We start from the raw sequence: 14,597 nt of genomic DNA, 5'->3' as shown, positions 1-14,597 counted from the left end.
GCCGCGATCCGGTCAGCGACCGGCGGCGGCGGCGATAGCGTCGGAATCGGTCCTGAACGCGGCCCTGCATCGGTCGAGCCAACGGCGGATCGCGCGCCTGTCCATCAGGTCGAATCCGCCCTCGTGCGCCCATTGGGTGTAGGCGAACAGGGCGACGTCCGCGACGGTCGCAGCCTCGCCCACGAACCAGTCCGAGCCGGTCAGGTGCCGCTCCATCAGGTCGAGGGCCGCCTCGCCGCGCGCGACGCGGGCCGGATCGCGTTGGTCGCGCGGGACCCCGCGGAACTTCAGGTCGGCCCGGCAGACCGCGATCGTCGGCTCGTGGCTGTACTGCTCCCAGAACAGCCACTGGTCGACGGTCGCGGCCAGGAACGGGTCGCGCGGCAAAAGCGTGCTGTCCCGGGCGAGATAGCGGATGATGGCGTTCGACTGGGCCAGCCGGCGGCCGTCGTCGAACTCCACGCCCGGAATCTGCCCCGCGGGAAACAGGGCGCGATAGGCCGGCGTGCGGGTCTCGCCCTTCAGCGCGTCGACCGGCACCCAATCGTAGGCGAGGCCGAGGTGATCGGCGACGATCTTGATCTTCAGGCAGTTGCCCGAGGTGAGGTCGCCGAAGATCCGCATCCTATTCCGCCGCCACCGGCATCCGCGCCATCTCCATCTCCCGCAGCGCCCGGCGGTACTCCACCGGCATCACCTTGACGAACTTGGTGCGGTAGCCGGCCCAGTCGTCGAGGATCGCCTTGGCGCGCGGGGAACCCGTGTACTTCAGGTGGTTGGTGATGAGCTGGGAGAGTCGCTCCTCGTCGTGGCCGGACATGTCGGCCAGGATGTCGACGCGGCCCTTGGTCTCCAGATCGCCGTCCTGGTGGAAGCGGCGCATCAGGTCGTCCTCCTCCTCCACGGGTTCGAGGTCGACCATCGAGAGGTTGCAGCGGGCGGAGAACGAGCCGTCCGCATCCAGCACGTAGGCGATGCCGCCGGACATGCCGGCCGCGAAGTTGCGGCCCGTCTCGCCGATCGAGACCACGACGCCCCCGGTCATGTACTCGCAGCCGTGGTCGCCCATGCCCTCGACCACGGTGATCGCGCCGGAGTTGCGGACGGCGAAGCGCTCGCCGGCCGAGCCGCGGACGTAGCATTCGCCGGCGATTGCACCGTAGAGCACCGTGTTGCCGACCATGATCGTGCGGTCGGGCGATGCCTTGAGGGCGTCGCTCGGCCGGATGATGAGCTTGCCGCCCGACAGGCCCTTGCCGACGTAGTCGTTGCCGTGGCCGGTGAGTTCGAGGGTGACGCCGGCCGCGACCCAGGCGCCGAAGCTCTGGCCGGCGGTGCCGGACAGCTTCACCACGATGGTGTCGTCGGGCAGGCCCTCGTGGCCGTGCGCCTTGGCGACCATGCCCGAAAGCATCGCGCCGGCGGCCCGGTCGGAGTTCCGGATCGTGTCGGTCAGCACCACCGGCTCGCCGGTCTCGATGGCGTTGCGCGCCCCCTCGATCAGGCGGCGGTCGAGGACCGTGTCGATCGGATGGTGCTGCTTCTCGACCCAGCGGATCGCCACCTCCGGCCCCACGTCGGGCCGGTGGAACAGCTTGGAGAAGTCGAGGCCGCGGGCCTTCCAGTGGGCGATGGCCTCGCGCTTGTCGAGGAAGTCCGAGCGGCCGATCAGGTCCTCGAGCTTGGTGAAGCCCATTGCGGCCATCAGCTCGCGCAGCTCCTCGGCCACGAAGAAGAAGTAGTTCACCACGTGCTCGGGCGTGCCCTTGAAGCGCTTGCGCAGCACGGGGTCCTGCGTCGCCACGCCCACCGGGCAGGTGTTGAGGTGGCACTTGCGCATCATGATGCAGCCGGCCGCGATCAGCGGCGCGGTGGAGAAGCCGAACTGGTCGGCCCCCAGCAGCGCGGCGATCAGCACGTCGCGGCCGGTGCGGATGCCGCCGTCGGCCTGCAGCGCCACGCGGCCGCGCAGGTGGTTGAGCACCAGGGTCTGCTGGGTCTCGGCCAGACCCGTCTCCCAGGGGCCGCCCGCGTGCTTGAGGGAGGTGAGCGGGGCCGCGCCCGTGCCGCCGTCGTAGCCGGAGATGGTGATGTGGTCGGCCCGCGCCTTGGCCACGCCCGTGGCCACCGTGCCGACGCCGACCTCGGAGACCAGCTTCACCGACACGTCGGCCGCCGGGTTGACGTTCTTCAGGTCGAAGATGAGCTGGGCCAGGTCCTCGATCGAGTAGATGTCGTGGTGGGGCGGCGGCGAGATCAGGCCGACGCCGGGGGTGGCGTAGCGGACCTTGGCGATCTTGGCATCGACCTTGTGGCCGGGCAACTGGCCGCCCTCGCCGGGCTTGGCGCCCTGCGCGACCTTGATCTGCATCATGTCGGCGTTGACGAGGTACTCCGTGGTCACGCCGAAGCGGCCCGAGGCCACCTGCTTGATGGCCGAGCGGCGCGAGCGCCCGTCCGGCAGGGGCTTGAAGCGCTCGACCTCCTCGCCACCCTCGCCCGAGTTCGAGCGGCCGCCGAAGGAATTCAGGGCGATGGCCAGGGTCTCGTGCGCCTCCTTGGAGATCGAGCCGTAGGACATCGCGCCCGTGGCGAAGCGCCGGACGATGTCGGCGGCAGGCTCCACCGTGTCGACCGGCACCGGCTCGCGGCCGATGTCGCCCGCCACCTTGATGCGGAACAGGCCGCGCAGGGTCTTGAGCTGGTGCTCCTGGTCGTTCACCAGCCGGGCGTATTCGCGGTAGCGCTCCGGCACGCCCAGCCGCACGGCGTGCTGCAGGGTGGCGACGGTGTCGGGCGTCCAGGTATGGGCCTCGCCGCGCAGGCGGTAGGCGTACTCGCCGCCGACGTCGAGGGAGGTCCGGTAGACGGGCGCGTCGCCGAAGGCGTCGGCGTGCCGGCGCGCAGTCTCCTCGGCGACCTCGGCCATGCCGATGCCCTCGATGGTGGTGGCCGTGCCGAAGAAGTCGCGCGAGACGAAGGCGGTGTTCAGGCCGATGGCGTCGAAGATCTGCGCGCCGCAATAGGACTGATAGGTCGAAATACCCATCTTGGACATGACCTTGAGCAGGCCCTTGTCGACCGACTTGATGTAGCGGTGGACGATCTCGTCCTCCACCACATCGGGCGGAAATTCGTCCTTCATCGCGATCAGCGTCTCGAAGGCGAGATAGGGGTTGATCGCCTCCGCGCCGTAGCCGGCCAGACACGCGAAGTGGTGCACCTCGCGCGGCTCGCCCGACTCGACCACGAGGCCGACCGAGGTGCGAAGCCCCTTGCGGATCAGGTAGTTGTGCACGGCCGCCGTCGCCAGCAGCGCCGGGATCGGGATGCGGTCGGGCCCGACCGCCCGGTCGGACAGCACGATGATGTTGTAGCCGCCGCGCACGGCCACCTCGGCCCGGTCGCAGAGGCGGTCCAGCGCCCCCTCCATGGCCGCGGCCCCGGTCTCGGCGGGGTAGGTCATGTCGAGGGTCTTGGTGTCGAAGCGGTCCTCGAAATGGCCGATCGAGCGGATCTTCTCCAGGTCGCTGTTGGTGAGGATCGGCTGGCGCACCTCCAGCCGCTTGCGGCGGGAGGCGCCCTCCATGTCGAGGAGGTTCGGGCGCGGCCCGATGAACGAGACGAGGCTCATCACGGCCTCCTCGCGGATCGGGTCGATCGGCGGGTTCGTCACCTGCGCGAAGTTCTGCTTGAAGTAGGTGTAGAGCAGCTTCGACTTGTCCGAGAGGGCCGAGAGCGGCGTGTCGGAGCCCATCGAGCCCACGGCCTCCTGGCCGGTCACGGCCATGGGCTGCATCAGGAGCTTGAGGTCCTCCTGGCTGTAGCCGAAGGCCTGCTGGCGATCGAGCAGGCTCACGTCCGAGCGGGTCTCGCGCGCGGTGACGGGCTTGAGGTCCTCCAGCACGATCTGGGTGTTCTTGACCCAGTCCGCATAGGGGTGGGCCGCGGCCAGCTCCCCCTTGATCTCCTCGTCGGAGACGATGCGGCCCTTCTGCAGGTCGATCAGCAGCATCCGGCCCGGCTGCAGGCGCCAGGACTGGACGATCTTCTCGTCCGGGATCGGCAGCGTGCCCATCTCGGAGGCGAGCACCACGAGGCCGTCGTCGGTGACGATGTAGCGGGCGGGCCGCAGGCCGTTGCGGTCCAGCGTCGCGCCGATCTGGCGCCCGTCGGTGAAGGCCACCGCGGCCGGCCCGTCCCAGGGCTCCATCAGGGCAGCGTGGTACTCGTAGAAGGCGCGCCGGTTCTCGCTCATCAGCGGGTTGCCGGCCCAGGCCTCCGGGATGAGCATCATCATCGCATGGGCGAGCGGGTAACCGCCCATGAGCAGGAATTCGAGGGCGTTGTCGAAGCAGGCGGTGTCGGACTGGCCCTCGTAGGAGATCGGCCAGATCTTCGAGATGTCGTTGCCGAACAGTTCGGAATCGACGCTGGCCTGGCGGGCCGACATCCAGTTGACGTTGCCGCGCAGCGTATTGATCTCGCCGTTATGGGCGACGAACCGGTAGGGGTGGGACAGGCGCCAGGTCGGGAAGGTGTTGGTGGCGAAGCGCTGGTGCACCAGGGCCAGCGCCGAGACGTAGCGCTCGTCCTTCAGGTCGAGGAAGTAGTGGCCGAGCTGGCTCACCAGCACCATGCCCTTGTAGACGATGGTCCGGCTCGACACGGAGACGGGGTAGAACTCCATCACCCGCGGGTCCTTGAGGCCGTAGACCTTGCCCGAGATGACCTTGCGCGCGACGTAGATGCGGCGCTCGAAGGCGTCCTCGTCGGACACGCTGGCGGGGCGGCCGATGAAGAGCTGGCGGTGGTGCGGCTCGGTCTCCTTGACCGCCTTGCCGAGGTCCTCGGGATCGACCGGCACGTCGCGCCAGCCGAGCAGGGGCAGGCCTTCGTCGGCGAGCGACTTCTCGACGATCTCCTCGATGATCCGGCGCGGCTCCTCGGCCTTGGGCATGAAGAACTGGCCGATGGCGTAGTGCCCGGCCGGCGGCAGCTCGAAGCCCAGGCGCGAGCACTCGTCGGCGAAGAAGGCGTGCGGGATCTGCGTGAGGATGCCGCAGCCGTCGCCCATCTTCGGGTCGGCGCCCACCGCGCCGCGGTGGTCGAGGTTCTCCAGGATCAAGAGACCCTGCTGCACGATGGCGTGGGTGCGCCGGTCGTGCATGTCGGCGATGAAGCCGACGCCGCAGGAATCGCGCTCGTGGGCCGGATCGTAGGCACCCTGCGCCTTGGGAAGCGCCGGATCGCGCACGACCAGGGGCTCGGGCCCGCCGCGGGGGGCGGGAGCGGAGTTCGCGTGTCCCGGTGCTGCCATCTCGACCTGTCCCCAAAACCTCGACCGGCAAAAACTCGACTTGACCGTACGCGGACGCCGGGCCGACCCCGGCAATCCGCATGCGAGCATGTTTCGTGCCCGGACATCAACCGATGCCGGGATGCGCCTTCCTCGTCGCGTCGGGTTTCGGCCGGGCCCTCGTCGGAGGGATCGCCCGCAACCCGCGGGCTCGACACCGGCCCGTCAGTCAGCCGGCGTGGGCCCGGATCGCCGCGGCGGCGACCGGCTTCAAATCTCGTTTCGGCGTCACGATCGGCACGTCACGAAACCCTTGCCCAGGATTCAGGCATCCGCCGGGATGCCCGCACCAGATGGGACAGTCTTGCTGTCCTATAACGGCAAGCTGCCAGATTTCAAACGTTCCAGCAAGAGACCTCGACGGGGGTGCGGCGCCATTCCCCGCGCGGATGCCGCGAGCTGCCACACTGCCCAACCCCGCGGTCCTCGGAAACGAGCCTGCCGCATCCTGCCCGGATTGTCCCGCAATCTCGCCCGATTCGTCCGGTTAACAGGACCTTGCCGAGCACAAGCGGCGATGCGGGGCAACGACCTCGACGGCGTGGCGGAGGGACCGGCGTTGGTGGAGCCCTCGGCCATGCCGATCCGATTCTGGCCGATCCGATTCCGCCGGCAGGACCGGCCACAGGGAACGCAGCGATATGGACGCGAGCCGCACAGGCACCGGACGTAGGCGACGCGCACGCAACCTCGTAGCCCTCGGGGCGTGGTCCCTGCTCCTGGCCCTGGGTGGCGGCGCCCAGGCGCAATCCCTCTTCGACGACGACATCCTGCCGCCCCGCGTCGTCGCGTGGCGCCTGGCCGAGCGCGGCTTCAGCGAGATCGGCCGGCCCCGCTTCGACGGACGCGCCTACGTGGTCGAGGCCTTGGGCCCGAACGGGGCCCGGGTGCGGCTCTTCGTCGATGCCGAGGACGGCGCCATCCTCGGCCGCCAGCGCCTCGAAGCCCCGCCCGTTCCCGTCGCCCGCCTCGGCCGTCCCGGCGTGCCGGGCTACGGCTGGACGGAGGAGGATGCCGGGCCACGCGGTCCCATGCGGCTCTCCGAGCGCCTCGTCCCGCCGGCCGACATTCCCGGAGGCGAGGGCCGCGCCGCCCCGCGCCGCCCCGGCCTCGATCCCCATCCGATCCCGCTACGCCCCGAAGGCCCGGCCGCATCCGTGCGCCGTGAGGGCGCCGAGCCGAACCCCTATGGCCTCAACCCCGAGGGTGGACGCACGGAGGCGCCGCGCCGGGTCGCCCGGATCGGCAAGCCGGCCGAGACGAAGCCCGCCCTGCGGTCCACGCCGGAGGCGCCGGCCCCGAAGCTGAAACCCGCCGAGGCCGCGCGGCCGGACGCCAAGCCCGAGGCACCCGTCGCCGCCATCGAGCAGCCCAAGCCCGCGGCCGCGCCGGCGCCGACGGCGGTGCAGCCGCTCTCGGTCGAGGAGGCCGCCCCGAAGGCGGTCGACACCAGGCCCGTCGAGGCGAAGTCCGCAGAGGCGGCCAAGCCCGCCGAGCCGGCCTGGAAGGACCCGCCGGCCGAGGCCAAGCGCAACGTCCGGGTGATCGGCGGCGCGACCGTGGTGCCTGGCACGGCCGAGAAGGACGGCGCGGCGGCCCAGTAGGCCGCGCTGCCCTCAGGCCCCGTCCAAATTCAGGCGCCCCTCCCCGCAGAACACCGTCAGGGTGTCCGAGCGGGCGATGGCGCAGAGCGTCATCCCGTGCGCCCGCGCCCGGTCGAGGGCGAGCGAGGTGGGCGCCGAGATCGCCACGATAGTCGCGGCGCCGAGGCGGGCGGCCTTCTCCACCATCTCGAACGAGCAGCGGCTGGTGATGACGACGAAGCCCTCGGCCGGGTCGGTGCCGGCGCGGATCAGAGCGCCGATCAGCTTGTCGAGGGCGTTGTGGCGGCCGACGTCCTCGCGCACGGCAGCCAGCGTCCCGTCGCGGCGGGCCCAGGCGGCGGCGTGCACCGCGCGGGTCTCCCGGTTGAGCACCTGCGCCTCGCCAAGCGCCGAGAGCGCCCGCTCGATCGCGGCGACCGCGACCCCGGTGCCGGGCCGGGTCCGGACCTCGGCCCTGGGAAGGGCGGCGAGGTCCTCGATGCCGCAGACGCCGCAGCCGGTGCGCCCGCTGAGCGCGCGCTTGCGGGCGAGGTGCTCCCGCAGACGCCCCGGCACGAGGTCGACGTGGAGGCGCAGGCCGTCCGGGCCGGATTCGAGCCGGGCGGAGCGAATCTCGCCGGCCTCCTCGACGATGCCCTCCGTCAGGCTGAAGCCGTAGGCGAAATCCTCCAGGTCCGCCGGGCTCGCCATCATCACCGCGTAAGGCACGCTGCCGTAGACGAGGTTGACCGGCATCTCCACGGCGATGGCCCGCGTGTCGGGGCGGGGCTCGGCGGAGCCGTAGGCGACGACCCGCGTGCCCACCCTTACGGCGGTCGCGAGCTTGTCGGGATCACGCGTCGCCTCGTCCATCCGCCTCGTCCGCGTCCCGCGCCCGTCCAGGGCAAGACCGTGCCGGTCTTCGCTATAGCAGTGCCGCGGCGAAGATGCCCGCCTGCGGCATCGAAGCCCGTGGCGAAACGCTTCCCCAAGAAGAACGCCGCGTCCGATGCTCCGTCCCCCCCCCGAATGCCTCCGGACGAGACAATCGGTGGCGGGAAGAAACCGCGTGATGCGACGCTTGTGCGGTTGCACCTTGCACGGCCTTGTGGTCTGAAGCCGCGATCGGACATCCGCCTGCCGGGCGGGTCCGGCGAGCCGGCAGCGCCCAAGCGTTCCAACAACAACCGGGGCGTGCGGCCGACAGGTCTTCAAGGGGAGCCACGAGAGGCACATGCGGACGGCGAAGACGCAAACACGACCACATCGGGGGTTCGCCGCGCTCGGCGCGCTCCTCGTCTCGTCCTCGCAGGCGTTCGCCGCCGGCATCGGCCAGCCCGAGCCGTGGCAGATGGACCGTCAGGTCGCGGTGACCGAGAACGCCCGCGACATCCACCTGTTCGAGCAGTGGGTGCACTGGCTCTCCCTCGGCATCTCCCTGTTCGTGCTCGGGCTGATCCTGTGGTGCGTCTACCGCTTCAGCGAGAAGCGGAACCCGACGCCGTCGCGCACCACCCACAACACCATGATCGAGGTCGCCTGGACCATCATCCCGGTGCTGATCCTCGTGGCCGTGGCGATCCCGTCCTTCCGCCTGCTGCGCACGCAGCTCTCGGACCCCAAGGGCGACGTGATGGTCAAGGTCATCGGCCACGCCTGGTACTGGTCCTACGAGTACCCGGCCGACCAGGGCGGCGGCTTCACCTTCGACGCCAACCTCGACGAGGACAAGCTGCCGAGGCTGCTCGGCACCGACAACGACATGGTCGTGCCGGTGAACAAGATCGTGAAGATCCAGGTCACCGCCGCCGACGTGCTGCATTCCTGGGCCATGCCCTCCTTCGGCTTCAAGATCGACGCCGTGCCGGGCCGCCTCAACCAGTTCTGGTTCAAGGCCGACCGCGAGGGCACCTATCACGGCCAGTGCTCGGAGCTGTGCGGCCAGCGCCACGCCTACATGCCGATCACCGTCCGCGTCGTGAGCGACGAGGCCTACGCCGCCTGGCTCACGGAGGCGAAGACCAAGTACGCCCGCCTCGACGACGGCTCGAAGTTCGCGGACGCCCGCTAGCGGCGCCATCCGGAGCGGTGCCGGCGCGTCCGGCCCCGCTCCGTTCCAGACGAGAGATACAAGACAAACCCGAGCAAGGTTCGCATCGATGGCTACCGCCGCAGCGCACGCAGGGCATCACGACGCCCACGACCACAAACCCGCCTTCTTCGCCCGCTGGTTCCTCTCCACGAACCACAAGGACATCGGCACGCTCTACCTGCTGTTCGCGTTCTGCGCGGGCGTGATCGGCGCGTTCCTCTCCTTCGGCATCCGCATGGAGATGGAGGCCCCCGGCCTCCAGTATTTCTCGAACCCGCAGACCTACAACGTCTTCGTCACCGGCCACGGCCTCATCATGGTGTTCTTCATGGTGATGCCCGCCCTAATCGGCGGCTTCGGCAACTGGTTCGTGCCCCTCATGATCGGCGCGCCCGACATGGCGTTCCCGCGCATGAACAACATCTCGTTCTGGCTGACGGTCGCGGGCTTCTGCAGCCTCGTCTGCTCGCTGTTCGTCGAGGGCGCCCCCGGCGCGAGCGGCGCCGGCACGGGCTGGACCGTCTACCCGCCGCTTTCCACCGCCGGCCATCCCGGCCCGGCCGTCGACTTCGCGATCTTCGCCCTCCACCTCTCGGGTGCCGGCTCGATCCTGGGCGCGATCAACTTCATCACCACGATCCTGAACATGCGCGCCCCGGGCATGACGCTGCACAAGATGCCGCTCTTCGCCTGGGCCGAGCTGGTCACCGCCTTCCTGCTGCTGCTCTCGCTGCCGGTGCTCGCCGGCGCGATCACCATGCTGCTCACCGACCGCAACTTCGGCACCACCTTCTTTGACCCGGCCGGCGGCGGCGACCCGATCCTCTACCAGCACCTGTTCTGGTTCTTCGGCCACCCCGAAGTCTACATCATGATCCTGCCGGCCTTCGGCATCGTCTCGCACATCATCGCCACCTTCTCGAAGAAGCCGGTCTTCGGCTACCTCGCGATGGCCTACGCGATGGTCGCGATCGGCGTCGTCGGCTTCGTCGTGTGGGCGCACCACATGTACACGGTGGGCCTCTCGCTCCAGACGCAGTCGTACTTCGTCTTCGCGACCATGGTGATCGCGGTGCCGACCGGCGTGAAGATCTTCTCCTGGATCGCGACGATGTGGGGCGGCTCGATCCGCTTCACCGCGGCGATGCACTGGGCGGTGGGCTTCATCTTTCTGTTCACGGTCGGCGGCGTCACCGGCGTCGTGCTCGCGAACTCGGCCGTCGACAAGTACCTGCACGACACCTACTACGTCGTCGCCCACTTCCACTACGTGCTGTCGCTCGGCGCCGTGTTCATCATCTTCGCCGGCGTCTACTACTGGTTCCCGAAGATGACCGGGCACATCATCCCGGAATGGGCCGGCAAGCTGCACTTCTGGCTGGCCTTCATCGGTGCGAACGTCCTGTTCTTCCCGATGCACTTCCTGGGGCTCGCCGGCATGCCGCGCCGCTACGCCGACTATCCGGAGGCGTTCGCGGGTTGGCACAAGGTCTCGACCTACGGCGGCCACATCTTCGCCCTCGGCATGATGGTGTTCATCATCGGCGTGGTCCTGGCCTTCCGCTCGAAGGAGCGGGCCGCGGACAACCCCTGGGGCGAGGGTGCGACCACGCTGGAATGGACCCTGTCCTCTCCCCCGCCCTTCCACCAGTTCGAGACGCTGCCCCGCATCGTCGACGAGCCGGGCCACCACTGAACCCGACGATCGCGGGGGCCGCTCCGGCGGCCCTCGCCTTTTCCCGGATGCCTCACGGGGCATCCCGGAAAGGGCGAACGCCCCTCGATACCGGCGCCTTGCGCCGCGATGACTGGAACTATTCCTGTTCGCCGGTGACGGCGGACGTGGACCGACCAGCCGGCCGGATCGGCCGCCGAGCCAACACAGTGATGTCGATGACAGGTCTGACCAACACGATCGGCCCCGGCGCCGAGACGCCGACGTTCCCCGCCGTGAGCATCGGCGGCGACGTGCCGGACTACTTCGCCCTGCTGAAGCCGCGGGTGATGGTGCTGGTGATCTTCACGGCGCTCGTCGGCATGGTGGTCTCGCACGGCCACGTCCAGCCGGCGATCGGGGTGATCTCGCTCCTGATGATCGCGGTGGGCGCGGGCGCCTCGGGCTGCCTCAACATGTGGTGGGACGCCGACATCGACGCGGTGATGACGCGCACCGCCAAGCGCCCGATCCCGGACGGCCGCATCCGCCCGGACGAGGCCCTCTCCTTCGGCCTCGTGCTCTCGGTCGGCTCCGTCCTCGTGCTGGGGCTCGCCGCAAACTGGCTCGCGGCGGGCCTCCTCGCCTTCACCATCGTGTTCTACGCCGTGATCTACTCGATGTGGCTGAAGCGGGCGACCGCGCAGAACATCGTCATCGGCGGTGCGGCGGGCGCCCTCCCCCCGGTGATCGGACAGGCCGTGGTCTCGGGCTCGGTCGGCATCGAGTCCCTGGTGCTGTTCGCCATCATCTTCATCTGGACGCCGCCCCATTTCTGGGCGCTCGCCCTGGTCAAGGCCGGCGAATACGCCAAGGCCGGCATCCCGATGATGCCCAACACCGCCGGCCCGCAATCGACCCGCCGCCAGATCATCTACTATTCCGTCCTGCTCTGCCCGCTCGGTCTCGCGCCGGTGGCGTTGGGCTTCGGCGGCCTGCTCTACGGGGTGGTCGGACTGCTCGGCGGCCTCGGCATGATCGCATTCAGCATCCAGGTCTTCCGCAACCGCGAGGGCGAGGCAGAGAAGCGCGCGGCGATGGGCATGTTCGGCTTCTCGATCCTCTACCTGTTCCTGCTGTTCTCGGCGCTCCTGGCCGAGCAGGGCCTCGGCCTGTTCCGCCCGGTCATGGGCGCCTGAGCATGCACGATCCCGATCTCGGCCCGAAGATCGCTTATCGCGCCCTGACCCCGGAGGAGGAGGCGCGCCGCCGCAAGCGCTCCCTCGCCATCGCCCTGGCGCTCGGCGCCATGGTGGTCCTGTTCTTCGTCCTGACGATCGCCAAGCTCGGGCCTCAGGTCCTCAACCGGCCCCTGTAGATGAGCGCGCCGAAACCAGTTTCGAACAAGGGTGCGGTGCGCACCGCGATCGCCTGCGCCGGCCTGGCGCTGGGCATGGTCGGCCTCGCCTTCGCGTCGGTGCCCCTCTACGACGCCTTCTGCAAGGCGACCGGCTACGACGGCACCCCGCGCCAAGGCCCGGCGCCGGGCGTCGCCTCGCAGGCCGCCGGCAGCATGGTGGTGCACTTCGACACCAACGTCTCCGCCAGCCTGCCGTGGAAGTTCAGGGCCGAGACCCGCAGCGTCACCGCCCGGTTCGGCGAGACGCAGACGGTGTTCTTCCGGGTCCGCAACACCGGCACCACGCCCTCGACGGGGGTGGCGACCTTCAACGTGCAACCGGGCCTGATGGGCGGCTACTTCGTCAAGGTGGAGTGCTTCTGCTTCAAGGAGCAGACGCTCCAGCCCGGCGAGACCCTGGATTTCCCGGTGGTGTTCTACATCGATCCGGCGGTCCGGGACGATTCCAACACCGGCCATCTCAGTGAGATGACGCTCTCCTACACGTATTTCGCCTCCAAGAACGGCGAGCCGGTCACGGCGGCCCTCGCCAAGACGGGCGAGGCCGCCACGAAGCGGGATTTCTGATCGCGAACCCGTGACAACGGGGCCGCGCGTCCCGTATGGGTTCGGACAAGCTTGGGAGCCGTGCGGCACGCCGCCCTCCGGGCACGAAGCACAGGCCGAAGGCCGGTCACGGCAAACGGGCTTAAGGGGTTGAGGAGCGACGTTACGATGGCCGAGGCGCACGCCAAGAATCACGACTTCCACATCCTCAGCCCGAGCCCGTGGCCGCTGATCGGTGCCTTCTCGGGCTTCCTGATGGCCTTCGGCGCCGTGTTCTGGATGAAGAACCTCCAGGTCGGCACCCTGGCGCCGGGTCCCTACATCTTCGGCGCGGGCACGCTCGGCGTCCTCTACACGATGTATTCCTGGTGGAAGGACGTCGTCCACGAGGCCAACAACGGCGACCACACCCGCGTCGTCCAGCTCCACCATCGCTACGGCATGATGATGTTCATCGCCTCCGAGGTGATGTTCTTCGTGGCGTGGTTCTGGGCCTATTTCGAGGCCGCCCTCTACACCGCCGACCCGATCCAGGCCTCGCGCGTCGAGTTCACCGGCGGCACCTGGCCGCCCAAGGGCATCGAGGCGTTCGACCCCTGGCACCTGCCGCTCCTCAACACCCTGATCCTGCTCACCTCCGGCACCACCGTGACCTGGGCCCACCACGCCCTGCTGCACGGCGACCGCAAGGGCCTGAAATACGGCCTGTGGCTGACGGTGATCCTGGGCCTGCTGTTCACGGCCTGCCAGGCCTACGAGTACGGCCACGCCCATTTCGCCTTCTCGGGCAGCATCTATTCGTCGACCTTCTTCATGGCGACGGGCTTCCACGGTGCCCACGTCATCATCGGCACGATCTTCCTCGGCATCTGCCTGTACCGGGCCTATCTCGGCCAGTTCACCACGACCCAGCACCTCGGCTTCGAGTTCGCCGCCTGGTACTGGCACTTCGTGGACGTGGTCTGGCTGTTCCTGTTCGCCGCGATCTACGTCTGGGGCTCCGGCGCCGGGCACGCGGCCGCCCATTGAGACGGGGACCGTCGCCCCTCGCATGAGGGGGATGCGCGAAAGGGCGGCTCGGGCCGCCCTTTTTCGTGTCGGGACCGGACCGCGCACCCCATATCGAAGGCGTGGAACGTCGGACACGGCATCGGCCTCTCTCGGCGAGGAGTCACCATCTTGCATCCGACCCATACGCTGCCGGCCCCCATCCCCACCGGCCTTCGCGGGCGCTGCCCGCGCTGCGGCGAGGGACACCTGTTCTCGGGCTACCTGACCCTCCGGCCCGCCTGCGAGTCCTGCGGCCTCGACTATTCCGGCTTCGACGCGGCGGACGGGCCGGCCTTCTTCGTGATGTCGATCGTCGGCCTCGTGGTCGTGGGCCTCGCCCTCTGGATGGAGGTCACCTACGAGCCGCCGATCTGGGTGCATGCGCTCGTCGCCGGCACCCTCTCGATCGGCCTCAGCCTGCTCCTGGTCCGGCCGCTGAAGGGGCTGCTGATCGCTCTCCAGTTCAGCAACAAGGCCGAGCAGGGACGCTTCGAGCGGTGAGCGCGGCCGGCTCCAAGGGCGTGGTGCGCAGGAGCGCGCTGCGCGACCTCGCTGCACCCGGCATCGCCGCCACGGTGGCGCTGGCGATCCTGCTGGGGCTGGGCACCTGGCAGATCCAGCGCAAGGGCGAGAAGGAGACCCTCATCGCCCGCATCCTCGCCCGCTCCAAGGCCGAGCCGCAGGCACCGCCCGCCGCCGCCGAATGGAACCCTGTCACCGACGAGTTCCGGCACGTCCGCGCGGCCGGCACCTTCGAGAACGACCGGGAGACCCTGGTGCACGGGCTGGCCGCCGGCGAGACGCCGGGCCGCGCGCTCCAGGGCTACTACGTGCTGACACCCTTCAGGCGCGCGGAAGGCGGCACCCTCCTGGTCAACCGCGGCTTCGTGCCG

12 protein-coding genes are annotated in these 14,597 nt (G+C 69.4%); 9 read left to right on the top strand and 3 right to left on the bottom strand.

Annotation, left to right across the window (positions count from 1 at the left end):
* Positions 1–12 precede the first annotated feature (12 nt).
* Positions 13–624, bottom strand: coding sequence for a glutathione S-transferase family protein (locus COGEMETH_RS18650; RefSeq protein WP_238184104.1), 612 nt, complete (start codon positions 622–624; stop codon positions 13–15).
* Between the two features lies 1 nt (position 625).
* Complete coding sequence (gene gltB / locus COGEMETH_RS18645) at positions 626–5,320, bottom strand: glutamate synthase large subunit (protein WP_238184103.1); 4,695 nt, start codon at positions 5,318–5,320, stop codon at positions 626–628.
* A gap of 680 nt (positions 5,321–6,000) precedes the next feature.
* Here gltB and COGEMETH_RS18640 point away from each other — a divergent pair.
* Entirely contained in the window at positions 6,001–6,963 is a 963-nt protein-coding gene (locus tag COGEMETH_RS18640) for a hypothetical protein (protein WP_238184102.1), read from the top strand.
* Positions 6,964–6,975: 12 nt separating this feature from the next.
* On the opposite strand, the gene fdhD is transcribed toward COGEMETH_RS18640, so the two are convergent.
* Positions 6,976–7,815: a formate dehydrogenase accessory sulfurtransferase FdhD gene (fdhD, locus tag COGEMETH_RS18635; RefSeq protein ID WP_238184101.1), complete on the bottom strand. Its 840-nt coding sequence runs from the start codon at positions 7,813–7,815 to the stop codon at positions 6,976–6,978.
* A 361-nt stretch (positions 7,816–8,176) separates the two neighbouring features.
* Between fdhD and coxB the strand changes: the two genes are divergently transcribed.
* From coxB to COGEMETH_RS18595, 8 genes are all read left to right on the top strand, one after another.
* Positions 8,177–9,013 carry a cytochrome c oxidase subunit II gene (coxB, locus tag COGEMETH_RS18630; protein WP_238184100.1) on the top strand — a complete coding sequence of 279 codons (837 nt, stop codon included), beginning with the start codon at positions 8,177–8,179 and terminating at the stop codon, positions 9,011–9,013.
* Positions 9,014–9,101: 88 nt separating this feature from the next.
* A complete protein-coding gene (gene ctaD, locus COGEMETH_RS18625) occupies positions 9,102–10,730 on the top strand; it encodes a cytochrome c oxidase subunit I (protein WP_238184099.1) in 1,629 nt (542 codons plus the stop codon).
* 197 nt (positions 10,731–10,927) lie between these two features.
* A complete protein-coding gene (locus tag COGEMETH_RS18620) occupies positions 10,928–11,887 on the top strand; it encodes a heme o synthase (RefSeq protein ID WP_238184106.1) in 960 nt (319 codons plus the stop codon).
* Between the two features lie 2 nt (positions 11,888–11,889).
* Positions 11,890–12,066, top strand: coding sequence for a cytochrome c oxidase system small membrane protein (locus COGEMETH_RS18615; RefSeq protein ID WP_238184098.1), 177 nt, complete (start codon positions 11,890–11,892; stop codon positions 12,064–12,066).
* Positions 12,067–12,675, top strand: coding sequence for a cytochrome c oxidase assembly protein (locus COGEMETH_RS18610; RefSeq protein ID WP_238184097.1), 609 nt, complete (start codon positions 12,067–12,069; stop codon positions 12,673–12,675).
* A gap of 147 nt (positions 12,676–12,822) precedes the next feature.
* On the top strand, positions 12,823–13,683 hold the full coding sequence (locus tag COGEMETH_RS18605; protein WP_238184096.1) for a cytochrome c oxidase subunit 3: 861 nt from the start codon (positions 12,823–12,825) through the stop codon (positions 13,681–13,683).
* Positions 13,684–13,833: 150 nt separating this feature from the next.
* Positions 13,834–14,205, top strand: a complete 372-nt coding sequence (locus tag COGEMETH_RS18600; RefSeq protein ID WP_373875392.1) for a DUF983 domain-containing protein — start codon at positions 13,834–13,836, stop codon at positions 14,203–14,205.
* A partial coding sequence (locus tag COGEMETH_RS18595; protein ID WP_238184095.1) for an SURF1 family protein occupies positions 14,202–14,597 on the top strand: 396 nt, incomplete at its 3' end. The genes COGEMETH_RS18600 and COGEMETH_RS18595, both read left to right, overlap by 4 nt.

This window comes from Methylobacterium trifolii, assembly GCF_022179685.1.
Lineage (GTDB): Bacteria > Pseudomonadota > Alphaproteobacteria > Rhizobiales > Beijerinckiaceae > Methylobacterium > Methylobacterium trifolii.
This window is presented reverse-complemented; position numbering and strand designations above follow the sequence as displayed.

Coding starts and splice junctions, on each gene's coding strand:
- ctaD (WP_238184099.1), top strand. CDS start 9,102: ATGGCTACCGCCGCAGCGCACGCAGGGCATCACGACGCCCACGACCAC.
- gltB (WP_238184103.1), bottom strand. CDS start 5,320: ATGGCAGCACCGGGACACGCGAACTCCGCTCCCGCCCCCCGCGGCGGG.
- coxB (WP_238184100.1), top strand. CDS start 8,177: ATGCGGACGGCGAAGACGCAAACACGACCACATCGGGGGTTCGCCGCG.
- COGEMETH_RS18605 (WP_238184096.1), top strand. CDS start 12,823: ATGGCCGAGGCGCACGCCAAGAATCACGACTTCCACATCCTCAGCCCG.
- COGEMETH_RS18610 (WP_238184097.1), top strand. CDS start 12,067: ATGAGCGCGCCGAAACCAGTTTCGAACAAGGGTGCGGTGCGCACCGCG.
- COGEMETH_RS18615 (WP_238184098.1), top strand. CDS start 11,890: ATGCACGATCCCGATCTCGGCCCGAAGATCGCTTATCGCGCCCTGACC.
- COGEMETH_RS18650 (WP_238184104.1), bottom strand. CDS start 624: ATGCGGATCTTCGGCGACCTCACCTCGGGCAACTGCCTGAAGATCAAG.
- fdhD (WP_238184101.1), bottom strand. CDS start 7,815: ATGGACGAGGCGACGCGTGATCCCGACAAGCTCGCGACCGCCGTAAGG.
- COGEMETH_RS18640 (WP_238184102.1), top strand. CDS start 6,001: ATGGACGCGAGCCGCACAGGCACCGGACGTAGGCGACGCGCACGCAAC.
- COGEMETH_RS18620 (WP_238184106.1), top strand. CDS start 10,928: ATGACAGGTCTGACCAACACGATCGGCCCCGGCGCCGAGACGCCGACG.